Source organism: Variovorax sp. 01N429, assembly GCF_056399425.1.
Window position 1 is genome coordinate 277,598 of record NZ_JBFTRG010000002.1, and the last position, 23,335, is coordinate 300,932.

The following is a 23,335-nucleotide window of genomic DNA, read 5'->3' on the forward strand; positions in this document are numbered from 1 at the left end:
CGGCGTGAACAGCCCTTCCGTGCAGCGCGGAGGCTTCGCCCCGCCCTGCGCCCGAAAATCGCCCGCTTTGTCTGACGGCTCGTTCCGACTCACTACCGATGGCCCTGCTTCGCCGATGCCTGCTGGACGTCCGAATCCGGCAAGGCGACCATGACGCCTCTTCGCTGGATTGCCGCGTGCTGGCGCGCGATCTGGAAGAGCGCGTCGAACTCGCCCAAGATGAAGCCGCGGCTCAGACGCGCCTGAGAAAGCCGCTGCCCGGCGCCAGCCATTCGACGTCATCCACGGCCAATCCCGAAAGCTGATCCGCATCGCGGACGAAGAGCAGCTTCTCCTCCTCCAGCAGCCAGCACGGGTACGCATCGGGCGCCTGCGACGTGCGCACCATGCGGAGGACGCACCCGCCGATTTCGACTTGCTCGCCGTGTGCCGAATCGGGCGAATGCAATGGGAGCGTCCGCCGGATCGGACCCGGCGCCGACGCGAGCAGCATTGCCCCATGAGCCTCGTCGTCGGGAGACGCATCGATCAGCGCCCATTCGTCACGCTCGCCTCCAATGAAATAGCTGTTGACCAGCACGCCGCCGCTGTGCCCGGTCACCCGCAGCACGCGGGGCGAAAGCCGCATGGCAACGCCGTGCGTGAGTTGATAGCGGCCGTGGCCCTGTCCGTCCGGATCGATGCGCGAGAGCTCATCGTAGGCCGCCTCACCCGGATTCACGGGCTTGCGACCGGCCGGGCCGTCCGCGAGGCGCGGCATGACCATGGGCACTTCGCGCAGCCCGCGCGCGTGGTCGACGCACTCGGCGGCGCGGCCGAAGGCCGCGAGCTGCTCCAGGATGCGCCGCTGCACGTTCATCAGACGCAGTCCCCGGGCGGCTTCCAGCGCATCCGCCGGGCGAAGCCACAGGTGCTCGACGGTTTCGCGCCCATCGGGTCGCGCGCTTTGCGCGGGTGGCGCCAAGGCCACGAAAAAACGCGTATCGAAGCGGCGCGGCATGCCCGGCGGCGTGAGCCAGTGGCTGAAATAGGCGAGGCGATCGACAGCAAGCCGCCATCCCCGGCTCTCGCAGAGGCGCAGGAATGCGTCGCCGCCCTCTTCCACCGCGAGCCGCATTGCTGCAACTTCCTGCGCCGGCATGTCGACCAGCGGCACGAGCCGGTCGTCCGAATCGTGCGCGTCGTTCGCGAACAGCAATCCAGCTTCTTCGAAGCACTCGCGAATGGCGGCGGCGTAGTAGTCGAGCCCGTTGGCCGACACGGAGAGACACTGGCTGGCGGCAAAGTCGTCGACGCCAGCGCACAGCGTCCGCAGCGCACGGTCACCCACATCGAGCGTTCCGCCGGGAAAGACCGCCGCGCCGCTGTTCTGATCCGCTTCTTTTTCGGCGCGGCGCAGCATCAGCACCTCCATCCCGGAGGGGCCGTCACGCAGGACGATCAGCGTGGCGGCGAAACGCACAGGGCGCACGGCCGCTGATGCCGTGGCCATCGCTGAAGGCGCGGTGTTTGAAAGATTCGTGGAAGTCGTCATGGACCAGGGCAAAACCTGCTTTGATAACCCGAAATCGACCGAAAGGCAAGAATCGTTTTGATGAGGCGCCCGCAAGAAGCTTGTTTCAAACTTCGCCCTTGATGACAAGGCGGAGACCCCGGTGGTCAAGAAGATCCAGCTCAATGACGAACAGTGGAAGACCCTGCAAACGCTGCTGGAGGCGAACACGCAGCGGCAGCCGACCCACACCATCAAGGTTTCCGAGCGACTGCGGTCCAACGGGCTCGTGTCGTCGGACCCGCAAGGCTGCAAATTCGTGACCGAACAGGGTCTCCAGCGCCTGAACCAGGGTCGCTGAACCCAGGATCGGGTCGCGGGCGTGGGAACCGGCCCAGGCGCGTTGCCTACTTTTCCTGACACTGCCGTGGCACGCATCGTGCACAACCCTGTCGATGGTTTCCTCCACCGTCGAAAAACTGCGCCAAGCGCTGCGCCAGGTTCTCAGCCGCGCACAAGCCTTGCGCGTATTTCTCACCCTTGGAAGCCTGATGGCGACTTGTGCGCTGCTCGGGCATCCGGACGCGGTCACGCCGCTTTTCCTCGGCGCTATCGCCAGCGCGCTGGCTGAAACTGACGACAGCGGGCGCGGGCGCCTTCGCGCGCAGATCGTGACGCTCGCCTGCTTCGCCGCCGCCGCGGCGGCGGTGGAGGCATCGATCCGCACACCCCTGCTGTTCATCGTCGGCCTCGCGGTCGCGGCGTTCGCGCTGACGATGCTGGGCGCTGTCGATGCGCGCTACAAGGCCGTGGGCTACGCCACGCTCATCCTCGCGATGTACACCACGCTGGGTATCGAAAATCAAGGCGCCAGCGCCATCCGGAGGCAGCAGGAGATCGTTCTGCTGCTGGCCGGCGCCGCCTGGTATGGCGTTTTCTCCGTCGCGTGGAGTGCTGCTTTCCCGGCGCAACCGGTCCAGGCTCGCCTGGTGCGGCTGTTCTCGGTGCTCGGAAACTACGTGCGCTTCAAGGCTTCGCTGTTCGAGCCGCTGCGTGGCATCGACTTCGAGCGCAAGCGGCTTTCGCTGTCGCAGCTCAATGCCGAGGTGGTAAGTGAACTCAACGCTGCGAAGGAAGCCATCTTTCGCCGCCTCGGCAAGCGTGCGCCGACCGGCCGCATCGCGCGCTATCGCGGCCTCTACCTGATCGCGCAGGACATCCACGAACGTGCGAGTTCGTCGCACGGCGACCACAACGCTCTGGCGGACGCCTTCTTCCACAGCGACCTGCTCTACCGCTGCCAGCGCGTGCTCGATTTGCAGGGCCAGTCGTGCTTGCGGCTCGCGCAGTCGATCGCGCGGCGCGAGCCCTTCACCACTGACGCCGCGACCGTTCAGGCACTGGCCGAACTGCGCGGGGCCATCGAGCATGAGCGCATTCACGCACAGGAACCGGGTCGCACTTCACTGCTGGCGTCGGTCGAAGCGCTGGCGCGCAATCTTGCTCGACTCGATGGGCAGCTCGCAGGCGCGACGCAGCCGTCGGCAAGCGCCGGACGAAACGACATGGGCCTGCTCGACCGGACGCCGCGCTCCACCCACGACGTCGTGGAGCGGGTGCGGAGGCAACTCACGCCGCAGTCGCCGCTGTTCCGCCATGCGACGCGGCTCGCCATTGCGCTTTTCGCTGGTTGGTGCGTCATGCGCCTGATTCACCCGATGCACGGGTATTGGATCTTGCTGACCACCCTCTTCGTGTGCCAGCAGACCTGGGGCGACACCGTTTCGCGGATGGGCCAGCGGATGGCAGGCACTGCCGTCGGCGTGGTCGCCGGATGGGCGCTACTGGGGCTGGTTCCGCAGCATTGGCTTCAGTCGTTGCTTGCCGTTGCGGCGGGCGTGCTCTTCTTTGCCACGCGCGGAACGCGCTATCTCATCGCGACCGCATGCATGACGGTGCTGGTCCTGATGTGCTTCAACCAGGTGGGCGACGGCGGGATGCTGATCGTTCCGAGGCTGATCGATACCGCGATCGGCAGCCTGATTGCGGGCCTGGCGATGCTGCTGGTCTTGCCGCACTGGCAGGCGCGGCGCTTCAACGAACTCGCCGCCACGGCCCTGCGCAACCATGCGGGTTACCTGCGCGAGATCGCCTCCCAATACCGTGCAGGTCCGCACGACGACCTGCCTTACCGGCTGGCGAGGCGGAATGCCCATAACGCCGACGCCACGCTGGCGATTGCGGTGTCGGAGATGTTTAGGGAACCGGGCTTCGTGCGGCCGCGAGCGGGGCTTGCGCTGCGGTTCCTGATCCACTCGCACACCCTTCTAAGCTATTTGTCGGCCCTTGGAGCGCATCGCGTGGCGCTGAAGGACCCGGCGCAGGCCGCCGCCATGAAGGTCGCCGCCGACGAAACGGCAAGCGTGCTCGAGATGCTGGCCGCCGGGGTGGAACGCGCAGCGTCCGATCCCGATGAAGCGGCGGCCAAGCTCTCCGCGCACACGACGCTGGCGCCGCTCCCGGCTGCCGAAGCCGCTGAACCGGGCGAACCGGGCGAAGCGGCGGAAGCGACCGTGCATCTGGTGCGAACCGAACTCGGGCTCGTCGCACTGCAGATTGAAGCTTTGCGCGAACAGGCGCGGCAGTGGCTGCAGCTCAAGGAGGCAGCGCCCGTGCTGGCGATTACATCGACTTGACTTCAATTTCGTTGTCGACGGTTCCGACGCCCTTCACACCCTTGGCGATTTCCCCCGCGCGCGCTTTCGCGGAAGCGGTGGGCGCGGCGCCAGCCAAGCGAACCGTGCCGCCTTTGGTCTGCACGTCGATGCGGGCGGCGTTCAGTTCGGGGTCCTTTGAAAGCGCCGATGAGACCGAGGTCGTGATGGCCGCATCGTCGGTCGCCGACGCGACGGAACTTCCCAGGTTCTCCAGCGCGTTCTTCACGGCCTTGGCATCTTGCTTCACCTCGGGGGATTCGAAATAGGCCTTGGTCTTGTCGCGGGCGGTGTCCGCCAACTCCGCAGCCTTTTCGGCACCTGCGGCGGCGGCTTTCCTGGTTTCGGCGACGGCGGAATCGAGTTGCTGATTGGCTGATCCGCTGGCGGGATCGTTGGCCGACCGATCGGTGCAGGCGGCGAGCGTCAGCACCCAAGACGTTGCCGAAATCGCAAACAGCGCGATCAGCGGACTTGGCTTTCTGCTCCAGCTCTTGTTTCTCATTGGGATCACTCCTGTTGATTGCACGACGAGGACGCGCCCCCGCGACCCCAATCTAGGCGCCGCCATGCCGCGCGACGCGCCGAAGCGACCTCAACGCGCCGTAGGCCGAGCGCGCAAAACAGCGGTCGCAAAGCTGCCATTTTCGATCTCGCATGATGGAAGCTACTTGCCTGCTGTTACATGCAATACCTGCATCTAATGAGGAAGTTCCTACCGAAGTCGTCACTGAGCAATACCGTTGTAACAAGCTCCCCAGTCCACAAAACACATCAGGAAAGGAATTGCAAGAAAGCTTGCCGGGTAGGAAGCGTCCCACGTACAAACCGGGCTCTTCTCAATCTTTAGGTCTTTTTCTTGAAAACTTTAGATAAAAGTTCGCTTCTGCTGCTTATTGCAGCAGGAACACTCGCGGGATGCGGGGGTGGAGGGAGTGGTGGCGGTATGGGCGCGTTCGCCGGAACCGGCACCACCGGCACAGTGGCTGCAGCGCCGACAGACGCAAGCGGAACCGTCGTCGCCGACGCCGGTTCGACGATCGCTGCAGATGGCACCGCACCGGATGCAAAAGACACCGATTTGGAGAAATGGCGTCGCCGGAATTCGACGGCACCTGCTCCGGCGCCTGCACCGGCTCCGGCGCCCGCACCTGCTCCAGCACCGGCTCCGGCTCCGGCTCCCGCCCCAGCACCGGCTCCGGCTCCGGCGCCCGCACCTGCTCCAGCACCCGCTCCGGCTCCCGCCCCAGCACCGGCTCCTGCCGCCAGCGGCGACATCGTCGATTCCAACCTTGCGGTCAACCCGTCTTCGTACGTGCAGATGGCGGCCCAGCTCAGCAAGGATGCAGGTATCGCCTATCGCTACGGTCCCGATGCGCCGAGCTACGGCACCGCCAACTCCGGTCCTTCCCTGACCAAGCGGCCGGATACCCAGCTCAATGCTCCGGCACAGAACGTTCCCTTCTTCTGGTCGGTGGGCGGACCTGTGTCGGGCAACGCGGGGCTTTTCTCCACGAACCAGGCCAACATGTTGTTCGCGGCCGACGACACGAGCAAGCGCGTCGGCGTGAGCCTGCTGCAGGTCTCCGGGTACATGTACAACGTGTTCGCGCAGATGCCGCAGCTTCCCTGGCAGATCTACCAGGCAGGCCAAGGCATCGACTCGCCCAACGTCATGAACTACAAGGCGGCGGGCATCGCAACTGGTGATCCAGTAGCCATCGGCCGCTGCTCGGGTCGCGCCGGCTTCTGTGCCGAAGGCGTGGTGGCGTTCCAGAACGGCACGCTCGGCACCGTCGGCAGCAACACGGCCAGCAACAACGCCACGACCAAGCTGGCGGCCAACAAGGTGCCTACGGGCGTCGCAGTGACCAACGGCAACGAGTTCGCACTCGTCACGGTGTGGGACACGGTCGCCCTCAAGGGCCAGGTCGCCGTCGTGGCGCTGGCCGGATTGTGCGACGGCTGCGATGCATCGAATTCGTCGGCCCACACGTCCAACGGCGTCTCGTACTCGGCCTGGCACAACTGGTGGAACGACTGGATCGGCGTCTATCCGGGCCTGCCCAACATGGGCAACACCGCCTTCATGAAGGTGCTGGGCTACGTCGACATTCCCGGAATGACGGCACCGACCGAAATCGCGGTCACTACCGGCCTGGACCCGTTCAGCAGCGTGCTGCCCGGCGGCATCTTCATGGGCGCCCCCAACTCGCCTTTGGCGAGCAACTGGCAGAGCTTCGCGAGCGGCGGCGGCAATTACGGCCGCTATGCCAAGGGCGGCGTTGCGGTGGTGGTTTCCAAGTCGGAGCAGAAGGCGGCCTTCATCGACCTGAAGCCACTCTTCAGCTACATCAACAGCATGTACTTCAGCTCCAACGTGGGGGCCACGAGCAACTACGGCCAAGGCGCCGACCAGTGGCCGTACACCTTCGACAAGGTGTCGTCGCAGATGCCGACCGTGATCAAGACGGTGTCGCTGGGCAACCGCCCGACGGCCGTGAAGACCACGCTGTTCGGCGGCTCGCCTCGCGCCTGGATTGCCACGCAGGACGGGACGCTGCACATCTACAGCCTGGATGGTTATGCACCCGGCGCCTCGGTTTCCACCGGGTCGGCAAGCGCGATCGCTGAAGTGGGCACGGTCGGCGGCATCGGCCGGAATCCGACCTCGCTGGCCACCTCCAAGGGTGAACCGGGCGGCTGGGGTGGAGATTTCCTGAATCAGCAGGTGATCGTGGGATCGCGCGGCGACAACAAGATCTCCTGGGTACGGTTTGCCTCCGGCGGCAACAGCGGCAGCATTGTGCGGACCATCCAGCACAACCAGCTGACGGACCTGATCGCCGTGGAAGATGCCGACAACTTCGCCAACGCGAACAACGTGGTGAGCGTGACCGACTACGGCGGCAAGGCGGTTCGCAACTACCGCTACGGTCCGGTGATCTTCTCTGACGGCGGCGCTTGCCCGCAGCCCAGCGGATGCCCGACCAGCGGAGCCGCGGAATACGGCGGCGGCATGACGGTCCCCGGCAAGCCGTTCCAGATCACGACCTCGAACGTGCCTTGATGCTTGCCATCTGACCGGCCTCTTTGGCCCAACCCGAAAGCCCGCCTCGTGCGGGCTTTTTTTTGGACTAGCCGCTACAGTCCTCAGGCTTTCCCGGAGATCACCGCATGAATGAATCGACCGATACGCCCGACACAACAAACACGCCCGACAAGCCCTACACGCCGCCGACCGTCTGGACCTGGAACAAGGAAAGCGGCGGACGCTTCGCCAACATCAACCGACCGATCGCGGGCCCGACCCATGACAAGGATCTGCCGGTCGGCCGCCATCCATTGCAGCTCTACTCGCTCGCCACTCCGAACGGCGTCAAGGTGACGGTGATGCTGGAGGAATTGCTGGAACTCGGCCACAAGGGCGCCGAATACGACGCCTGGCTGATCCGCATCAATGAAGGCGAACAGTTCGGCAGCGGCTTCGTGGCGGCCAACCCGAATTCCAGGATTCCGGCACTGATCGATCACAGCGGGCCGACGCCCGTTCGCGTCTTCGAATCCGGCGCCATCCTGATGCACCTGGCCGAAAAGTTCGGCGCCTTCCTCCCGACCGACACAGCCAAGCGCGCCGAATGCCTTTCATGGTTGTTCTGGCAGATGGGAAGCGCGCCCTTTCTCGGTGGCGGCTTCGGCCACTTCTATGCCTACGCGCCGACGAAGATCGAGTACGCCATCGACCGCTACGCCATGGAAGTCAAGCGCCAGCTCGACGTGCTGGACCGGCGGCTGTCCGAGAGCGCATACGTGGGCGGCGACGACTATTCGGTCGCCGACATGGCCATCTGGCCCTGGTACGGCACGCTCGCCAAAGGCCAGTTGTACGAGGCCGGCGAGTTTCTTCAGGTGCACGAATACAAGAACGTGCTGCGCTGGACCGACCAGATCGCCCGGCGGCCCGCCGTGCAGCGAGGCCGAATGGTCAACCGCACCTGGGGCCAACCTACAAGCCAACTGCATGAGCGCCACGACGCCGCAGACTTCGACACCCGCACGCAGGACAAACAAACATGATCACCCTCTACGACTGCGCCACCGCGCCGAGCCCGCGCAGGGCTCGGATCCTGCTGGCCGAGAAAGGCGTCACCTGCGAAACGATCCAGGTCGACCTGAGAAGCGGCGAGCAGTTCAGCGACGCCTTCCGGCGCGTCAACCCGCAATGCACGGTGCCGGTGCTGCTCACGGAGGATGGATTGCGACTGACGGACAACGCCGCCATCACGGCCTACATCGAAGCTCAATATCCCGATCCGCCCCTGCTGGGACGCACGCCCGAGGAAAAGGCCGAGATCGCCAGCTGGAACTGGCGCGTCGAATTCGAGGGGCTTCTGTCGATCGCAGAGGGCTTGCGCAACAGCGCGCCCGCCATGGCCAATCGGGCGCTGCCCGGGCCTGTGGACTACCAGCAGATCCCTGAACTGGCGCAGCGTGGGTTTGCCAAGGCGCAGCAGTTCCTGATCAACCTGAATGAGCGACTGGCACAACGGGAATTCATCGCCACGGACCGGCTGAGCATCGCCGACATCACGGCCGTGGTCGCGGTGGACTTCGCGCGCGTCATCAAGGTCAAGCCCGGAGAAGAGCACCCTCACCTGCTGCGCTGGCGTTCGGCACTGGCACAGCGCGCGTCGATGTCACTCTAGGGCAGGAGGGCAAGGCGATGATCGTCAAAGGTGGGTGCCACTGCGGCAACATTTCCTTCGAGCTCACGTGGGAGCCGGACCCCGCTGAAATTCCGGCGCGTGCATGCGGCTGCTCCTTCTGCGTCCGGCACGGCGGCATCTGGACGTCGAACCTGGGCGGCGCGCTCCGGGTGTCGATTGCCGATCGGTCACTGGTCTCCAGCTATTCTTTCGGAACGCGGACGGCCGATTTCCATGTCTGTTCCCGCTGCGGCGTCGTGCCCTTGGTGACCAGCACGATCGATGAACACACTTATGCCGTGGTGAACGTGAACGCGTTCGACAACGTGGCCCCGTCCCTCCTTCGACACACGCCTGTCTCGTTCGACGGAGAGAGCATCGAGCTGCGGCTCCAACGCCGAAAGCGAAACTGGATCGCCGACGTTCACTTTCTTTCCTGAGGCGCATCCACCAGCAGATGGGCCAACATCCTTCGGGCGTTCAGCGGTAGTTCTTCCTCACGGCGCACGCATGCCAGCAGATGCCGCGCTGCCCACGCGTCGGTGATGGCGATTCGGCTTGTCTTCGTCGGCGCAGCGCAGCGTTCGGCAGCAAGCTTCGGCACGATGCCGACGCCGACGCCCTGTTCGACCATGCGGCACACCCCCTCGAAACTGCGCACGCGCACCCGATAGAAAAGGCGCTTGCCGAGTCGCCTGGCATGCATCGCGATGTGCGACTCGAGCGGGCTGCCTTCCGCCAGTCCGACGAATTCGCAGTCGACCAGTTCGGCCAAGGTCACGCGGCGGCGTCGTGCCAGCTTGTGTCCGCGTGGAACCACCACAACGAGGTCGTCGCGCCGGAATACGAAGTGCTGCAAGCCTTCGACGTCGGCGGCATCGGAGACGATGCCGATGTCGCACAGCCCCGCTCGCACCGCGTCGACGATGTCGATGCTGGGCTGCTCTTCGAGGTCGACCGAGACACGAGGGTTGCGCGCCAGAAAATCGCTGAGCGCCTCGGGCAGGTGCTCGGTGATCGCCGAGGTGTTGCACAGCAAGCGCACGTGCCCTTGCAGGCCGGCGCCGTATTCGCTCAGCTCGCCGCGCATGCGCTCTGTCTGCAGCAACACGAGCCGCGCATGGTGCACCAGCGTGCGGCCGGCTTCGGTCGGCTTCACGCCTTGCTTGGCGCGGAGCAGCAACGGCGTGCCGAGCGAATCTTCCATGCCGATCACGCGCTGGCTGGCCGACGCCAGCGTCATGTGCGTCTGCGCGGCGCCGCCGGTGATGGTGCCGCTCTCGATGATGTTGACGAAGAGCTGCAGGTCGGTGAGGTCGAATCGCATGCGCAGCAAGTTAGCACAGCATCCTCAGTCCACGGCTGAGGATGCGTCCGCGAATTCCGCATTTTCGGCAGCGGCCGTTTTCGCGAGACTCGCAACCATGTTATCGATGCTCTCCATGCATTCCATGTTGTCCGTGTTCTCCTCTCACAGTCTTTCCGTGTGGGCGCTCGTCGCTGCGGTCTTCGTCTTCGCGGGGGTGGTCAAGGGCGTGATCGGCCTCGGGCTGCCGACGCTCTCGATGGCGCTGCTCGCGCTCTGGATGCCGCCCGCCGAAGCCGCGGCGTTGCTGATCGTGCCTTCTCTGGTGACCAACGTATGGCAACTGCGACCCTGGCGGTCCGTGGTGCCGGTCGCGCGGCGCCTGTGCGGAATGCAACTGGGCATCGTCGCTGGCACGCTGGCAGGCGGGTGGTGGTTCGGAGCACCGGCGGGAGCGGGAGCAACCATTGCGCTCGGAGTGGCCCTCGCAGCCTATGCGGCATGGGGGCTGCTGGGTCGCAGTGTCCCTATGTCGAAGCAAAGCCAACGCTGGCTCGGCCCGGTGACGGGGGCGCTGACCGGTGCCGTGACAGCGCTCACCGGCGTCTTCGTGCTCCCGGCGGTGATCTACCTGCAAGCCTTGGACCTGTCGCGCGATGAATTGATCCAGGCGATGGGCCTGTCATTCACGACGTCCACCGTCGCGCTTGCGGTCGCCCTGGCTGGCCAGCACGGCTATTCGGCGCCGCTTGCAGGCGCGTCCCTGGCCATGCTGGTGCCTGCCTTGTGCGGCATGGCGGTGGGCCAACGGGTGCGTTCGCGGCTTTCGATGCAGATCTTCAGGCGCTGCTTCTTCATCGGGCTTGCGCTGCTGGGCGCCTACATGGTTGCGCGCGGATAGCAACCGGACCAAAGGTATTGAAAAGAAACCAAAGTACTAATACGCTACAGCTTTTGCATCCGGGTGGGAAGGAGAGTTGCCCATGCGAGCCCTTGTATCGATCCTGGTCAGCGTCGCGCTTTTCGTCAGCTCGATCGCTGTGTGGTGGTTCTACATGCCGGTCTGGAACGTCGAGACGAACGTCCGAAAGCAGCTTCCAGACGGCTTCGCGAGCTTTTCCGGGGTGAAGTTCAACCGGGCCACAGGCGCCGGTTGCGGCTACGTCAATGCCGCCAGCATCCCCGGCGCGCCCCATGGCAAGACCCACTTCGTCCTCCTGCCGGATGGGACCGTGAAGTTCGACCCGAACGATCGAGTCACCGGAACCACGCTTCAGCAGCTCGAAGCGCTGCGCAGGCACGCGGACTATCTCGCGCTGGTATACGAGCGCTGCGCCTGAGGCCGGCGCCGAGCGCCGAGCGCTATTCGTACTTCTTGCCGGACAGCATGAGTTCCGGCGTGCCGATGACTTCGTTCAGCGCATCGAAGTCGAGCATCTGCGAGCGCCAGGGCTGTGTGGTCCGGTGCGCATGGAGGCTGGCGTAGTAGCCCTGCAGGGTATGAGCGACGGCCCGCGCGGTGCCGCCGGGAAAGATCGCGATGCGGAAGCCGTGCGCCTGCAGCGCGTCCGCGTCCTGAATGGGCGTCTTGCCGCCTTCGACCATGTTGGCGAGCAATGGCACCCGCTGCGCGAAGCGTCCGCAGGCCGCATCCATCTGCTCGGGGGAGCGCAGTGCTTCGATGAAGAGCGCGTCCACGCCGCATGCCAGGTAGGCCTCGGCCCGATCGAGCGCAGCATCGAGCCCCTCGACCGCGACCGCGTCCGTGCGCGCGAGGATCAAGGTGTCGCTCGAAGTGCGCGCATCGAGCGCCGCCTTCAGCTTGCCGACCATCTCGCGTTCGGGCACGACCGCCTTGCCGTCCAGATGACCGCAGCGCTTCGGGAAGGTCTGGTCCTCGATCTGCACCATCGCCGCGCCGGCACGTTCGAAGCCGCGCACGGTGCGCTGCGTATTGAGCGCATTGCCGAAGCCGGTGTCAGCATCGACGATCACGGGCAGGCTCACGCGCTCGGTGATGCGCGCCAGCGTGTCGGCGACTTCGGTGAAGGTGGTGAGCCCTATATCAGACCGACCCAGGCGCGTGTACGCAATCGAGGCGCCAGAGAGGTACAAGGCCTCGAACCCGGCCTGCTCGGCAATCAACGCGCTCAGCGCGTCATAGACGCCTGGCGCCAGCACGATGTCCTTGGAGCCAAGGCGTGCCCTCAATGTCTTGTTTGTCATGTGGATGAATCCCTTGAATGAACGAGCGCAACAGCCGTATGCGCCGCGATGTACCCGCCGGCCACGGCGCTCAGGAGCCCATTGCCGGAGAGATAGCCCCAGACCTCGTCGCCCGAGACGCCGCCCGCGGCACCGCCTGCCGCCAACAGATTGCTGAACGGAGTACCGTCCTGCCGAAGCACGCGCATATCGCCGTCCACGTCCAGGCCGCCCTGGGTGTGGAACAACGCACCCGTCACCTTGACGGCGAAAAATGGCGCCGTGAGCGGGCGGCTGAAGACACGCCCGTCCGGCTGGGGTGACTTGTCTTGCAACGTCGCCAGCGTGTGTTCGACTACGGAAGCCTCGCAGCCGATGCACGCCGCGAGATCGGCCACCGTCTCGCAACGCCGAAGCGCTCCCGCTGCCTCCGCTTCGCAAAAATCCGGAAAGCCGTGCGCAAGTGCCAGCAGCGGCGTATCGAAGACGTTCCACGCAATGCCGCCCGGCTGCGCGAGCACATGCACGGCCGCCTCTGAATACCCCTGCGTCTCGTCGTGAAAGCGCCGGCCTTCGCGGTTGATCTGCACGCCGCCTTCCATCATCACGGCCCATGACATCAGCGCGCCCTGCGGCGTCACCCACGAACCGTGCCCCTGATAGCCGCCAAGGTCGCGCAACCGAGCACCCAACCCGACGCCCCACTGGATCGCACTGCCGTCATTGCCGACGTGGCCGCCAAAGCTGGCTTCCGCCATCTCGGGCAGCAACGATCGCACCATCGCCGGATTGCCACCAAAACCATTGCAGGCGAGCAGCAGTGCATCACAAGCCAGCGATTCGCGATGTCCATCGGGCCTCTGGTAGTCGACGCCGATCACGCGCTCGGCGTTGTCGAGCACCAGTGTGTCGACGACTGCCTGCGTCAAGACCGGGATGCCTGCCGCTTGCACTGCGGCCTGCAAGCTCGCCATCAGTGCGGCACCCGTCTTCTGCGGCAGCGCATGCATCCGATGCACGCCGTGGCCCGGGTACAGGAATCCATCGAGCAGGATCCAGTTCAGTCCGTGCCGCTCCTGCAGTGCGTCGATGGCCGGCCCGACGGCGTTTGCGTACGCTTCGACCAACACCGGCGCCGCTCGCCCATGCGCCTTGGCCTGGATGTCCGCGGCAAAACGCGCAGGGCTGTCGTCCGGCACGCCATGCGCGCGCTGCACGCGTGTCGCGGGCGCGGGAATGAAGCCTGAGGACAAGGCCGTCGATCCGGTTGGCGCAGCGTCGCGTTCAAGCACCACGCAGTCGACGCCGGCGTCGCTCAGCATCAGCGCCGCAGTGAGTCCGCACGCGCCGCCGCCGACGATGGCCACGCTGACGTGCACATCCGCATCGAAGGCGGTCGCCCGCCTAATTCGCCGCGAAGACTCATCCATGGTCATCGCAGTGCACGCACGAAAGCTGCGCAATCCGTGACCTCGGCCACGTTGCGCATGTCGGCCAGCGAAGTCTGGTGCCGCTCTTCGCCGAAGGCCGCGCAGCCGTCGGAGAGCACCAGGGTGCGGTAGTCGCGCATGTGCGCATCGCGCACCGTGCTGGCGACGCCGCCGTTCGTCACGATGCCGCAGACCGCCACGGTGTCGATGCCGGCGCGGCGGAGCACCCAGTCGAGCTGAGTGTTGAAGAAAGCCGAATAGGCCACCTTGCTGACCGTCACGTCGATCAGCCCCTTGAGGGCATCGACATTTGCCTGCCCCCAACTGCCGGGCGCGAAATCGCCTTTGCGGAGGTACGGCCGCAGGGCCTTGAGGTGCGGCGACACCATCGGCTCGCCTTTGGCGTCGGGCCAGAGCGTGAACTGGCTCGCCACCACCATGCCGCCCACCGCCTTCAGCGCGCTTGCGACTTCGGCGACGCGCGCGGGCAAGAGCAGCGCAGGCGGATTGGTGTCACCGCCGCGCGCATAGGCCCCGTTCGGATCCAGGAAGTCGTTCTGCAGATCGATGATGACCAGCGCCGTCTTCGCCCCTGCGGTCGGTTCGCCGCTGCTCATGAAGGCCTCACCAGCAGGTTGCCGTGCGCATCGACTTCGCCATGAAAGCCGGGCTCCAGCCACACGGTCGTGTCCGCTTGTTCGAGGATCGCGGGTCCGTCGATGCGCGTCCCGACCGGCAGGTCGAGTCGCGCATAGCGCAGCGCATCGTGCCATTGCTTGTGGTGGAACACGCGCTGCGTGCCGAGCGGCTCGACGCTGCCGACACCTTCGGGCGCCAGCACCGCAAGATCGAACTTGGGCCGAACGCCGATGCGGGCATAGCGCAGGTTCATCACGCGGATCGGAATGCCGTCGAGCACACGGCCGAAGGCGGACGCATAAGCCGCCTCGAACGCCGCACGGATCGAAACGGTCGTCAGCGGCTTGCTGCGCGCATCGGGCAGTTCCACCGGCAGTGTGTGCGTCTGGCCCGCATAGAGCATGTCCAGCGCGACGATCTCGCGGACTTCGTCGAAGCGCACGCCCGACGAATCCAGCCGTCGCTGGCAGTTGGCCGCCAGTTCGTCGATGCGGCGTTGCAGTTCGCCCACGTCGAGTTCGGCAAGCGGTCGATTGATGGTCTGTACGGCGTCGTGGCGCATGTCTGCAATCACGCAACCCAGCGCCGACGTCACTCCCGGGTAGCGCGGCACGATGCCTGTGCCGACGCCGACCTCGCGCATCATGGCGCACACATGCAGCGCCCCGCCGCCACCGAAGGGCATGTAGGCAAAACGCCGTGGATCGTGGCCGCGCTCGATCGACACCAGCCGGATCGCACCCGCCATGCGCGCATTCGCAACCGTCAGGATCGCCTCTGCTGCCGCGTACACGTCGAGACCCAGCGGTTGCGCCACATGTTCATCAATGGCCTGGCGTGACTTCTCGGCGTCGAGCGCTGCAAGCAGTCCACCACCGAGCGGCCGGTCGGCTGCGATCCGGCCGAGCAGCACATTGGCATCCGTCACGGTCGGGCGCATGTTGCCCCGCCCATAGCAGGCCGGCCCAGGCACGCTGCCCGCTGACTCGGGGCCGACCTGCAGCATGCCGCTCGCATCCACGGATGCGATGGAGCCACCGCCCGCGCCGATCGTCTCGATCTGGATCATCGGCGAGCGAATCACCATGCCGAATTCGATGGCCGTCTGCGCGGCCAGCGCGGCCTCGCCATTGGCGACCAGCGAGACGTCGAACGATGTCCCGCCCATGTCGCCCGTGATCGCATTCGGAAAGCCCGCCGCGCGCGCAATCGCCGCGCATGCAATCACGCCCGCCGCGGGGCCCGATAGCGCCGTGCGCACGGGCAAGTCGCTCGCCGTCTGGCGGGACATCACGCCGCCGTTGCTCTGCACCACCAGCAATTCGCCCGCGAAGCCCTGATTGCGCAGATCCGATTCAAGCCGGGAGAGATAGCTGCCCACCACAGGCTGCAGTGCGGCGTTGAGCGTTGCAGTCGAGCATCGCTCGAACTCGCGGATCTCGGGCAGCACTTCGCTGGCGGACGTCACATGGGCGTTGGGCCAGATCTCGCGCACGGCCGCCACGGCGAGCTTTTCGTTCTCCGGATTCGCGTACGTGTTGATGAAGAACACGCACACCGCCTCGCAGCCTTCGGCCAGCAACGCTCGCGCCTCTGCGCGGACCTGATCGAGGTCGACGGGGGTATGCAGCGTGCCATCGGCCAGCACGCGTTCGTCCACTTCGCGTCGCAGGTCGCGCGGCACGACTGGCAGGAAGCTGCCGCGCAGGCCCCAGGTCTGTGGCCGGTCGCGGCGGCGCATTTCCAGCACGTCGCGAAAGCCGCGCGTGGTGATGATGCCGGTGCGCGCCACCTTTCGCTCCAGCAGCGCATTGGTGCCGACCGTGGTGCCATGCACGATGGTGGCAATGGCCGCGGCAGAGTCGGCCACGCGCGCCACGCCGTTCATGAAGCCGCGCGCCTCTTCGCCGCGCGTGGACGGCACCTTGACGATGCGCGCCGTGCCGCTTGCCTCGTCGAGCACGAAAAGATCAGTGAACGTGCCGCCGACGTCGACGCCCACGACAAGGGATTCGCTGGATTTGCCTGTGGGTATCATTCGGAAGCCTTCTTCTGCGGAGAGATGGGGGTGGTCGCGGTGTCGTGGGTCACGTAGCCCAAGGCCCGATCCTGTTCTCGCTGTTCAGGACGGCGCTCGGCCGCACTGCCCCAACCGCCTCCGCCTGGCGTTTCGAGCCGCACGCGTTCGCCGCGCGCAAGCTGGATTCCGCGCATCTTGGAGACCATCGGCGGTTCATGCCAGGCACCTTCGTTTTCATAGCGAAAGACATTGACCGCGCCCGACCCGCCGCCCGCGATTCCCTTCGGTGGCGAGGTGCCGCGTTCGCCGAAGACGAACACTTCGGCATCCTTTTCGAGCAGTTCGATTTCATAGACCGCGCCGAGGCCGCCCCGGTACTGGCCGTCGCCGCCAGAGTCGGCGCGCAGCGACCATTCGGTGAAGCGCACCGGATATGCGGCTTCGAGAATTTCCAGCGGCGGAATCGTCGCGGTGGAAATCGGCGCGTTGCCGTGCGAAAGCCCGTCGCCGCCCGAGTGCCCACCGTGGCCGCCGCCGAAGAAGCTGAACATCACCCAGCGCTGGCCCTCGCGCCCCTTGTCGCTGCGATGTCCCGCGATCGAAAGCGCGTTGATGGTGCCGTAGGCTTGCGCCACGGCGCGCGTCGGATCGGCCTTGGCCGCGGCGCTGAAGATCACGTCGATCATGCGCAGGATGGTTTCGGTGTAGCCGCCGACTGGCCGCGGCCTCTCGGCGCTGATCACCAGCCGGTCGGGGATGACAAAGTCCACCGCATCGAGCACGCCCGCATTCGCCGGCACATCGGGGAAGAGATGCTTGAGCGCAACGTAGCAAGCCGCAATGGCGGTCGCGCGCGAGATGTTCACCGGCCCTGCGCACTGCGGCGAAGTGCGGGAGAAGTCGAGCAGCAGCCGGTCGCCTGCGACAGTCATGTCCAGCGCAATCGTCAGCGGGTCGTTGGTGATGCCGTCGTTGTCGAGCACGTCCTCGAAGCTGTAGCGGCCGTCGGGCAACGACGCAATGTGCGAGCGCATCAGACGCAATGCACGGCTGCGCAACTCACTCAGGGCCTCCAGCACGAGGTCATCGCCGTACTCGTCGAGCAGACCGTTGAGCCGCCGCGCGCCCAGTTCCAGCGCGGCGAGTTGGCCGTTGAGGTCGCCCCAGAGGCTGTCCGGCAGGCGCGTATTGGCCTGCAGGATGGCAAGCACGTCGCGATCGAGTTCACCACCGCGCACGATGCGCACCGGCGGAATCTGCACCGCCTCCTGCCAGCATTCGGTCGCGGCGGGGTTGTAGTTGCCGGGCACCGCGCCGCCGACATCGTGCCAATGCGCGGCCGAAGCCATGTGGCAATACAGCTTGCCATTGCGAAAGAAGGGCCGCACCAGCTTGAAGTCGTTGGCGTGCGTGCCGCCGTCGTAGGCATCGTTGCTGATCCATATGTCGCCGTCTCGCATGCCGCCGCGCGGCTCGGCCGCCGCCATGGTCGCGCGCACCGCGAAAGCCATCGCACCGACGAACACCGGCAGCCCCGACTTGCCCTGCACGAGCGTGTCGCCCGTGGTGGCGTCATAGAGCCCGTGGCAGGCGTCGTGCGCTTCGGCGATGATCGGATTGAACGCGCTGCGATAGAGCGTGGCGTCCATCTCGTCGGCCACCTGTTCGAGGCGGCCGCGCAGGACGGCGAGCGTGACGGGGTCGAGTGTGTCGTTCATGGTTCAGTCCACCTTGGCGCCGCTGGTCTTCACGACCTTGGCCCATTTGTCGATCTCGCGCTTGACGTGCGCGCTGAATTCCGCCTGCGTGGAGCCCACGGGCTCGGCGCCCAGCCCGGCGAGTTTCTCGCGCACGTCGGGCAGCTTCAGGATGCGTTGCACTTCCGCGGAGAGCTTGTCGACCACCGGCTGCGGCGTGCCCTTGGGCACGAACAAGCCCGACCACGCATCGGCATAGAAGCCCGGGTAGGTTTCCGCGATGGTCGGCAGGTCCGGCAACGCGGGCGCACGGTGCAGGCTGGTGAGCGCAATGGCGCGCAGCTTGCCGGCCTTGACGTGCGGTAGCGCCGACGGCAGGCCGTCGACCATCATCTGCACCTGGCCCGCGAGCAAGTCGGCCACGGCCGGCGCGCTGCCTTTGTAGGGCACGTGCGTGATGTCGACGCCGGCGTCGGCCTTGAGCATCTCCATGCCGAGGTGCGCTGCCGTGCCGTTGCCGAGCGACGCGTAGTTGAGCTTGCCGGGTTCTTTCTTCGCAAGCGCCACGAGTTCGGCGAGGTTGTGGGCCGGCACCGACGGATGCACCACCAGCACGTTGGGCACCACCGCAACCTGGCTGATGGCGACGAAGTCGGTCACGGGGTCGTAGGGCATCTTGCTGTAGAGCGAGGTGTTGATGGCGTGCGAGCCGGTCACGCCCATCACCAGCGTGTAGCCGTCCGGCGCCGACTTGGCGACGAGGTCGGAGCCCACGTTGCCGCCCGCGCCCGCTCGGTTGTCGACCACCACCGGCTGTCCCCAGTGCTCGCTCATCTTCACCGCGACGAGGCGTGCCGCCGCGTCGGTGGCCCCGCCCGGTGGGAAGGGCACGACCAGCCGGATCGGCTTGTTCGGGAAGTCGCCCGCCTGCGCCGCCGCGAGGAGCGGCAGACAGATGAGCAGCGTACTGGCAAGGTGGCGCAGAAGTTTCATGGTGGTGGGCAGGGAGAGTGGATCGGGTCAGGCGGCGAGCTGCCGCCACAGTGCGCCGAGAGGGGTGTCGGCGGAAGCGTCGAGCACGCCGTCGCAGAAGCGAGCGGCCAGCGGGCCGGCCACGCTGTGCGCGGCGTAGTGAGTGAACTTGGCGGCGAGCGCCGCGCGATCGAGCGGGCTGGCGGCGTCGCCCGCGATGATCCTGACGGCTTCTTCGAACGTGCCGCTGTCGTGCGTCACCGTGAGCGTGGCGCCGCGCTGCTTGCGCGCGGTGAGTTCGGCATCGGGCTCCAGCACCACAAGCGCTTCGAGGCGGCGGAGCTCGGGGTCTTCAAAACGCGGCGCGGCGTAGAGCGACGGATCGACATCACCGAAGCACAGCATCCCTGCGATCCCGAACGACAGGCTGAACTGCGCCTGGATCGGCGTGCGCGGTGCGCGGTTGCCGCAATAGACGATGGCTTCCTCGTACACCTTCAGCACGATGCGACGGATGCCGGCGGTGCCGTGGACCAGTTGTTCGCGGATGCGGCGCGCGGCAGTCGCGCCATAGTGCACGTGACGCACGGCCGCGAAAGGCTTGAGGTAGGCGTCGCGCAGCAGCAGCGTCGCCGCGTCCGGCAACGGCTGCGCAGCCGCGGCCGAATGCTCGAGCGCGTAGTGCGTCAGCGCACCAGCCGGTGCGTCGATCCCGGCCAGGCTCGCGAAGGCCGCTTGCAGCCCCAGCCATGCGCTGTGGCCGAGGTAGGTATTGCGTGCAGTGCGGCCCTCCCGCACCGGCAGGTAGAGGCTGGTCGCCAGTTGGCAGGCCGCGATGTCGACAGCCTGCATGATGTCTGCCGGAGGCAGGCCCAGCAGCCGCGCGACACCGGCAGCCACGCCGAGCGCGGGCCAGTTCGCGTCGACATGCATGCCGGGCAGGATGCGCAGCCACGCGCCGCAGCGCGCACCGATTTCGTAGCCGAGCACGAAGGCGTCGATGAACTCGCCAAGACTGGCTCCGCGCCGCAGCGCGAGCGGCAGCAGCGCCGCCACCAGCGGCACTCCGGGCCGGCCGTGCGCGAGCGCGTGGCCTTCGCAGGCTTCGTCCCAGGTCGCGGCCATGGCCACGACCTGCGCGGCGGACTGCACGCTCAGCAACCGGCCGCCGGGGAACGCAAAATCGCCGGGGTCGCAAGCGGCCAGCGCCGCTTCCAGGCGCCGGACTTCATCCGCATGCCGCCCCGCGAGCGCGCAGCCGACCGTATCGACAAGCAGGCGCCGAGCCTGCAACGCAGCCTCTGCCGTGGCCGGCTGCGCCGCATGCAATGCCACGGTGGCCTGCAGGACGGCGCGTTGCGGATCGTCCTCAGTGCGCATCGGCTCTCCTTCCGTCCGCCATCTGTCGGCGCAGCAGCCGCAGCAAGCCACCGGCATCGACCATGTCCATCAGGAATCCTGGAACCGGTTCACAGGCGAGCGTGCGCGCATCAGCGGTGCGCACGGCAGGCGTGCGGGTGTCGAGTTCGATGCGATCGCCGTCCTGCAGCGATTCGGCTTCGGCGCAGGTCAGCAGCAGCAGCCCGACATTGAACGCGTTGCGGAAATACAGCCCGCTGTAGGACGGGGCGATCACCGCAGCCACGCCGAGCTGAACCAGCACGGCAGCGGCCTGCTCCCGCGAAGAGCCGATGCCGAAATTGGGGCCCGCCACGATCACGTCGCCCGGCCGCACCTCGCGGGCGAATTCCGGCCGGACGGATTCGAGGCAGTACTGCGCGATGCGGTCGATGCCGTGTTTCATCGCATGGCCGGGCGCGAGCACGTCGGTGTCGATGTCGGCACCAAGGCGCCAGACGCGGTGCTTGGTTCCGGCGGTCATTGCAGCACCTCGCGAGGATCGGTCACTCGGCCACGCAAAGCCGCTGCAGCCACGGTGTAGGGCGAGGCCAGATAGACCTGCGCCGTCGGCGACCCCATGCGTCCCTTGAAGTTGCGGGCAGTGGTGGAGATGACAGTGATGTCGTCCCCCATCGGATCGCCGTAGCCCGAACAGGCGCCGCACGCGGTCGGAAAGAGTTCGGCCCCGGCATCCATCAGCACCTGCAAGACACCCTCCTCGCGCGCCTGCTCCTGGTCACGAATACTGGCGGGCGCGACGATCAAGCGAACGCCCGAAGCAACCTTGTGCCCGCGCAGCACCTGCGCAGCGGCACGCAAGTCTTCGAGCTTCGCGCCGGTACATGCGCCGATGTAGGCCACATCGATGGGCGTATCGGCGTAGTGGCTCACGCCTTGCGAATTGGCCGGGCTGTGTGGCGCGGCAACATGCGGCTCCAGCGTGGCCGCGTCGAATCGATGACGCGTCAACTCGGCGCCTTCGTCCGTGAACCAGGGCGCCATGTCCACTTCGGGCGCGCCGGCTTCCGCGAGAAAGGCGGCGGTGGTTGCATCGGGCGCGATCAGCCCGGCCTGGGCGCCGAGTTCGGCGCTCATGTTCGACAGCGTCATCCGCTCCTGCATCGACAGCGCCTTCACCGCCGGCCCGGCGAACTCGACCGCCTGATAGCGCCCGCCGTTCATGCCGAAGCGGCCGATCATGTGCAGCATCATGTCCTTGGCCGTAACGCCAGGAGTCAATGCGCCATCCCACCACATCTGGATGGTCTCGGGCACGCGCAGCCAGATGCTGCCGGTGACCACCACGCCGAGCATCTCGGTGCTGCCCACGCCGAACATGTAGGCCCCGAAGGCACCGCCCGTAGGCGAGTGCGAATCGCCGCCGACGCACAGCATGCCCGGCCGAATGTGGCCGTGCTGCGGCACCACCACGTGGCAGATGCCCTGGCTGTCGTAGACGTGAGGCAGTTGCTGGTCGCGGGCCCAGTCGCGTGCAATGCGCACGATGCGGCGCGAATCCTCGTCGCGCTCGGGCACGTAGTGGTCCATCACGAGCACGACGCGCGAGCGGTCCCATATCTGGGCGCCGAGTTCCTCGAGCATCGGCTGGAGCCTGCGCGGGCCCGAGGAATCGTGAAACATCGCCATGTCGACCGCGCAGGTCACGATCTCGCCCACGGCCACTTGCTCGCGTCCGCTCGCACGTGCGATGAGCTTCTGCGCCAATGTCCGGGCTGGAATTCGTTCGGATGCCATGGCGATCACTCCGGCTTGGCGCCCGAAAACTTCACGACCTTTGCCCAGCGCTTGATCTCGCTCTGCACGAAAGCGCCGAATTCTTCGGGCGAATTGCCGACGGGGATCGCGCCTTCGGCTTCCAGGCGACGCTGCATGTCAGGCTGCTTGATGGCATGCCGGGCCGCGTCGCTGATCTTCTTGACGACGTCCGGCGCCATGTGCGCGGGGCCGAAGAGGCCGAACCACGCGCTCGATTCGTACCCGGGCAGCACTTCCGCGATGGCCTGGACATCGGGAAAAGCGGGCAGCCGCTTGGCCGAAGTGACGCCCAGCGCCTTCAGCTTTCCGGCCTGGATGTGCTGCTGCACATTGCCGACTGCCGCGAACATCAACTGCACCTGGCCAGCCAGCAGATCTTGCACGGCAGGCGCAGTACCGCGGTAAGGAATGTTCACGATGTCCACGCCCGACTGCATCTTGAAGGCTTCGCCTGCCATGTGCAGCGATGAACCCACGGAGCCGATCGCGAAGTTGAGTTCGCCCGGCTTGGCCTTGGCGAGCGCGATCAGCTCCTTCACGTTGTTCGCCTGCACCGACGGATGAGCGACCAGGATCGACGGCGACGTCGCAACGCAGGTCAGCGCGGTGAAGTCCTTGACCGGATCAAACGGCAGCTTCGGATAGAGCGTCGCGTTGATCGCATGGCTGGTGAAGCTCATCAACAGTGTGTTGCCGTCGGGCGCGGCCTTGGCGACCGCCTCGGCGGCGATGTTGCCGCCGGCACCGGCGCGGTTCTCGACGATCACTGTCCTGTCGAGCGCCGGCCCCATGCTGGCGGCGAGTGTGCGGGCCAGTGTGTCGGTCGATCCGCCGGCAGGTGCGCCGACGAGGATTCGAACCGGCACCTTGCCCACCTGCGCGAGCGCGCCGCTTCCGAGTGCGGCGGCGACGGACGAAATCAGGATGTCTCTGCGTTTCACGATCTTCGTGCCTCCTTGTGCGTGAACGATGAACGA

The 23,335-nt window shown here is 66.3% G+C and carries 21 protein-coding genes; 8 read left to right on the top strand and 13 right to left on the bottom strand.

Features of this window, described 5'->3' with window-relative positions:
- Nucleotides 1-232: 232 nt before the first annotated feature.
- Complete coding sequence (locus AC1DSF_RS04540) at nucleotides 233-1,534, bottom strand: NUDIX hydrolase (RefSeq protein WP_478182391.1); 1,302 nt, start codon at nucleotides 1,532-1,534, stop codon at nucleotides 233-235.
- 121 nt (nucleotides 1,535-1,655) lie between these two features.
- On the opposite strand from AC1DSF_RS04540, the gene AC1DSF_RS04545 reads away from it, so the two are divergent.
- Both AC1DSF_RS04545 and yccS read left to right on the top strand, forming a co-directional pair.
- Nucleotides 1,656-1,853 (top strand): hypothetical protein, encoded by a 198-nt coding sequence (locus tag AC1DSF_RS04545; RefSeq protein ID WP_478123673.1) that lies wholly within the window; start codon nucleotides 1,656-1,658, stop codon nucleotides 1,851-1,853.
- Between the two features lie 94 nt (nucleotides 1,854-1,947).
- On the top strand, nucleotides 1,948-4,188 hold the full coding sequence (gene yccS / locus AC1DSF_RS04550; protein WP_478182392.1) for a YccS family putative transporter: 2,241 nt from the start codon (nucleotides 1,948-1,950) through the stop codon (nucleotides 4,186-4,188).
- Here yccS and AC1DSF_RS04555 read toward each other — a convergent pair.
- Entirely contained in the window at nucleotides 4,175-4,711 is a 537-nt protein-coding gene (locus tag AC1DSF_RS04555) for a BON domain-containing protein (protein WP_478182393.1), read from the bottom strand. The genes yccS and AC1DSF_RS04555 overlap by 14 nt on opposite strands.
- Before the next feature lie 441 nt (nucleotides 4,712-5,152).
- Here AC1DSF_RS04555 and AC1DSF_RS04560 point away from each other — a divergent pair, with 441 nt between their 5' ends.
- The 4 genes from AC1DSF_RS04560 (at nucleotide 5,153) to AC1DSF_RS04575 (ending at nucleotide 9,352) form a co-directional block, all read left to right on the top strand.
- On the top strand, nucleotides 5,153-7,276 hold the full coding sequence (locus tag AC1DSF_RS04560; RefSeq protein ID WP_478182394.1) for a hypothetical protein: 2,124 nt from the start codon (nucleotides 5,153-5,155) through the stop codon (nucleotides 7,274-7,276).
- A gap of 107 nt (nucleotides 7,277-7,383) precedes the next feature.
- Nucleotides 7,384-8,283 (top strand): glutathione-dependent disulfide-bond oxidoreductase, encoded by a 900-nt coding sequence (gene yghU, locus AC1DSF_RS04565; RefSeq protein WP_478182395.1) that lies wholly within the window; start codon nucleotides 7,384-7,386, stop codon nucleotides 8,281-8,283.
- The gene (locus AC1DSF_RS04570; protein ID WP_478182396.1) at nucleotides 8,280-8,912 is read left to right on the top strand and encodes a glutathione S-transferase family protein; all 633 of its coding nucleotides are present in this window, start codon (nucleotides 8,280-8,282) and stop codon (nucleotides 8,910-8,912) included. The genes yghU and AC1DSF_RS04570 overlap by 4 nt, the downstream gene beginning before the upstream one ends.
- 17 nt (nucleotides 8,913-8,929) lie before the next feature.
- Nucleotides 8,930-9,352, top strand: coding sequence for a GFA family protein (locus AC1DSF_RS04575; protein ID WP_478182397.1), 423 nt, complete (start codon nucleotides 8,930-8,932; stop codon nucleotides 9,350-9,352).
- Here the strand turns inward: AC1DSF_RS04575 and AC1DSF_RS04580 are convergent.
- Nucleotides 9,337-10,239 (bottom strand): LysR substrate-binding domain-containing protein, encoded by a 903-nt coding sequence (locus AC1DSF_RS04580; protein ID WP_478182458.1) that lies wholly within the window; start codon nucleotides 10,237-10,239, stop codon nucleotides 9,337-9,339. The two genes, AC1DSF_RS04575 and AC1DSF_RS04580, sit on opposite strands and share 16 nt — an antisense overlap.
- Before the next feature lie 115 nt (nucleotides 10,240-10,354).
- Between AC1DSF_RS04580 and AC1DSF_RS04585 the strand changes: the two genes are divergently transcribed.
- Entirely contained in the window at nucleotides 10,355-11,119 is a 765-nt protein-coding gene (locus AC1DSF_RS04585) for a sulfite exporter TauE/SafE family protein (protein ID WP_478144488.1), read from the top strand.
- Nucleotides 11,120-11,201: 82 nt separating this feature from the next.
- Nucleotides 11,202-11,558 (top strand): hypothetical protein, encoded by a 357-nt coding sequence (locus tag AC1DSF_RS04590; protein WP_478123681.1) that lies wholly within the window; start codon nucleotides 11,202-11,204, stop codon nucleotides 11,556-11,558.
- A 22-nt stretch (nucleotides 11,559-11,580) separates the two neighbouring features.
- Here AC1DSF_RS04590 and AC1DSF_RS04595 read toward each other — a convergent pair whose 3' ends face one another.
- From AC1DSF_RS04595 to AC1DSF_RS04640, 10 genes are read right to left on the bottom strand one after another with little or no spacing between them, the layout of a single operon-like run.
- Nucleotides 11,581-12,444, bottom strand: a complete 864-nt coding sequence (locus AC1DSF_RS04595) for an isocitrate lyase/PEP mutase family protein (RefSeq protein WP_478182398.1) — start codon at nucleotides 12,442-12,444, stop codon at nucleotides 11,581-11,583.
- Nucleotides 12,441-13,853, bottom strand: coding sequence for an FAD-dependent oxidoreductase (locus AC1DSF_RS04600; RefSeq protein WP_478182399.1), 1,413 nt, complete (start codon nucleotides 13,851-13,853; stop codon nucleotides 12,441-12,443). Before AC1DSF_RS04600 ends, AC1DSF_RS04595 begins: the two co-directional genes overlap by 4 nt.
- A 2-nt stretch (nucleotides 13,854-13,855) precedes the next feature.
- Entirely contained in the window at nucleotides 13,856-14,470 is a 615-nt protein-coding gene (locus tag AC1DSF_RS04605; protein WP_478144485.1) for a cysteine hydrolase family protein, read from the bottom strand.
- The gene (locus AC1DSF_RS04610) at nucleotides 14,467-16,530 is read right to left on the bottom strand and encodes a hydantoinase/oxoprolinase family protein (protein WP_478182400.1); all 2,064 of its coding nucleotides are present in this window, start codon (nucleotides 16,528-16,530) and stop codon (nucleotides 14,467-14,469) included. Before AC1DSF_RS04610 ends, AC1DSF_RS04605 begins: the two co-directional genes overlap by 4 nt.
- Nucleotides 16,527-18,230: a hydantoinase B/oxoprolinase family protein gene (locus AC1DSF_RS04615; RefSeq protein ID WP_478182401.1), complete on the bottom strand. Its 1,704-nt coding sequence runs from the start codon at nucleotides 18,228-18,230 to the stop codon at nucleotides 16,527-16,529. Before AC1DSF_RS04615 ends, AC1DSF_RS04610 begins: the two co-directional genes overlap by 4 nt.
- A 3-nt stretch (nucleotides 18,231-18,233) precedes the next feature.
- On the bottom strand, nucleotides 18,234-19,202 hold the full coding sequence (locus tag AC1DSF_RS04620) for a Bug family tripartite tricarboxylate transporter substrate binding protein (protein WP_478123687.1): 969 nt from the start codon (nucleotides 19,200-19,202) through the stop codon (nucleotides 18,234-18,236).
- A 27-nt stretch (nucleotides 19,203-19,229) separates the two neighbouring features.
- Nucleotides 19,230-20,561, bottom strand: a complete 1,332-nt coding sequence (locus AC1DSF_RS04625; protein WP_478182402.1) for an MmgE/PrpD family protein — start codon at nucleotides 20,559-20,561, stop codon at nucleotides 19,230-19,232.
- Complete coding sequence (locus tag AC1DSF_RS04630) at nucleotides 20,551-21,063, bottom strand: LeuD/DmdB family oxidoreductase small subunit (RefSeq protein ID WP_478123689.1); 513 nt, start codon at nucleotides 21,061-21,063, stop codon at nucleotides 20,551-20,553. The genes AC1DSF_RS04625 and AC1DSF_RS04630 overlap by 11 nt, the downstream gene beginning before the upstream one ends.
- The gene (locus AC1DSF_RS04635; RefSeq protein WP_478182403.1) at nucleotides 21,060-22,337 is read right to left on the bottom strand and encodes a 3-isopropylmalate dehydratase large subunit; all 1,278 of its coding nucleotides are present in this window, start codon (nucleotides 22,335-22,337) and stop codon (nucleotides 21,060-21,062) included. The genes AC1DSF_RS04630 and AC1DSF_RS04635 overlap by 4 nt, the downstream gene beginning before the upstream one ends.
- A gap of 5 nt (nucleotides 22,338-22,342) precedes the next feature.
- Nucleotides 22,343-23,299 carry a tripartite tricarboxylate transporter substrate binding protein gene (locus AC1DSF_RS04640; protein WP_478123691.1) on the bottom strand — a complete coding sequence of 319 codons (957 nt, stop codon included), beginning with the start codon at nucleotides 23,297-23,299 and terminating at the stop codon, nucleotides 22,343-22,345.
- Nucleotides 23,300-23,335: the final 36 nt, after the last annotated feature.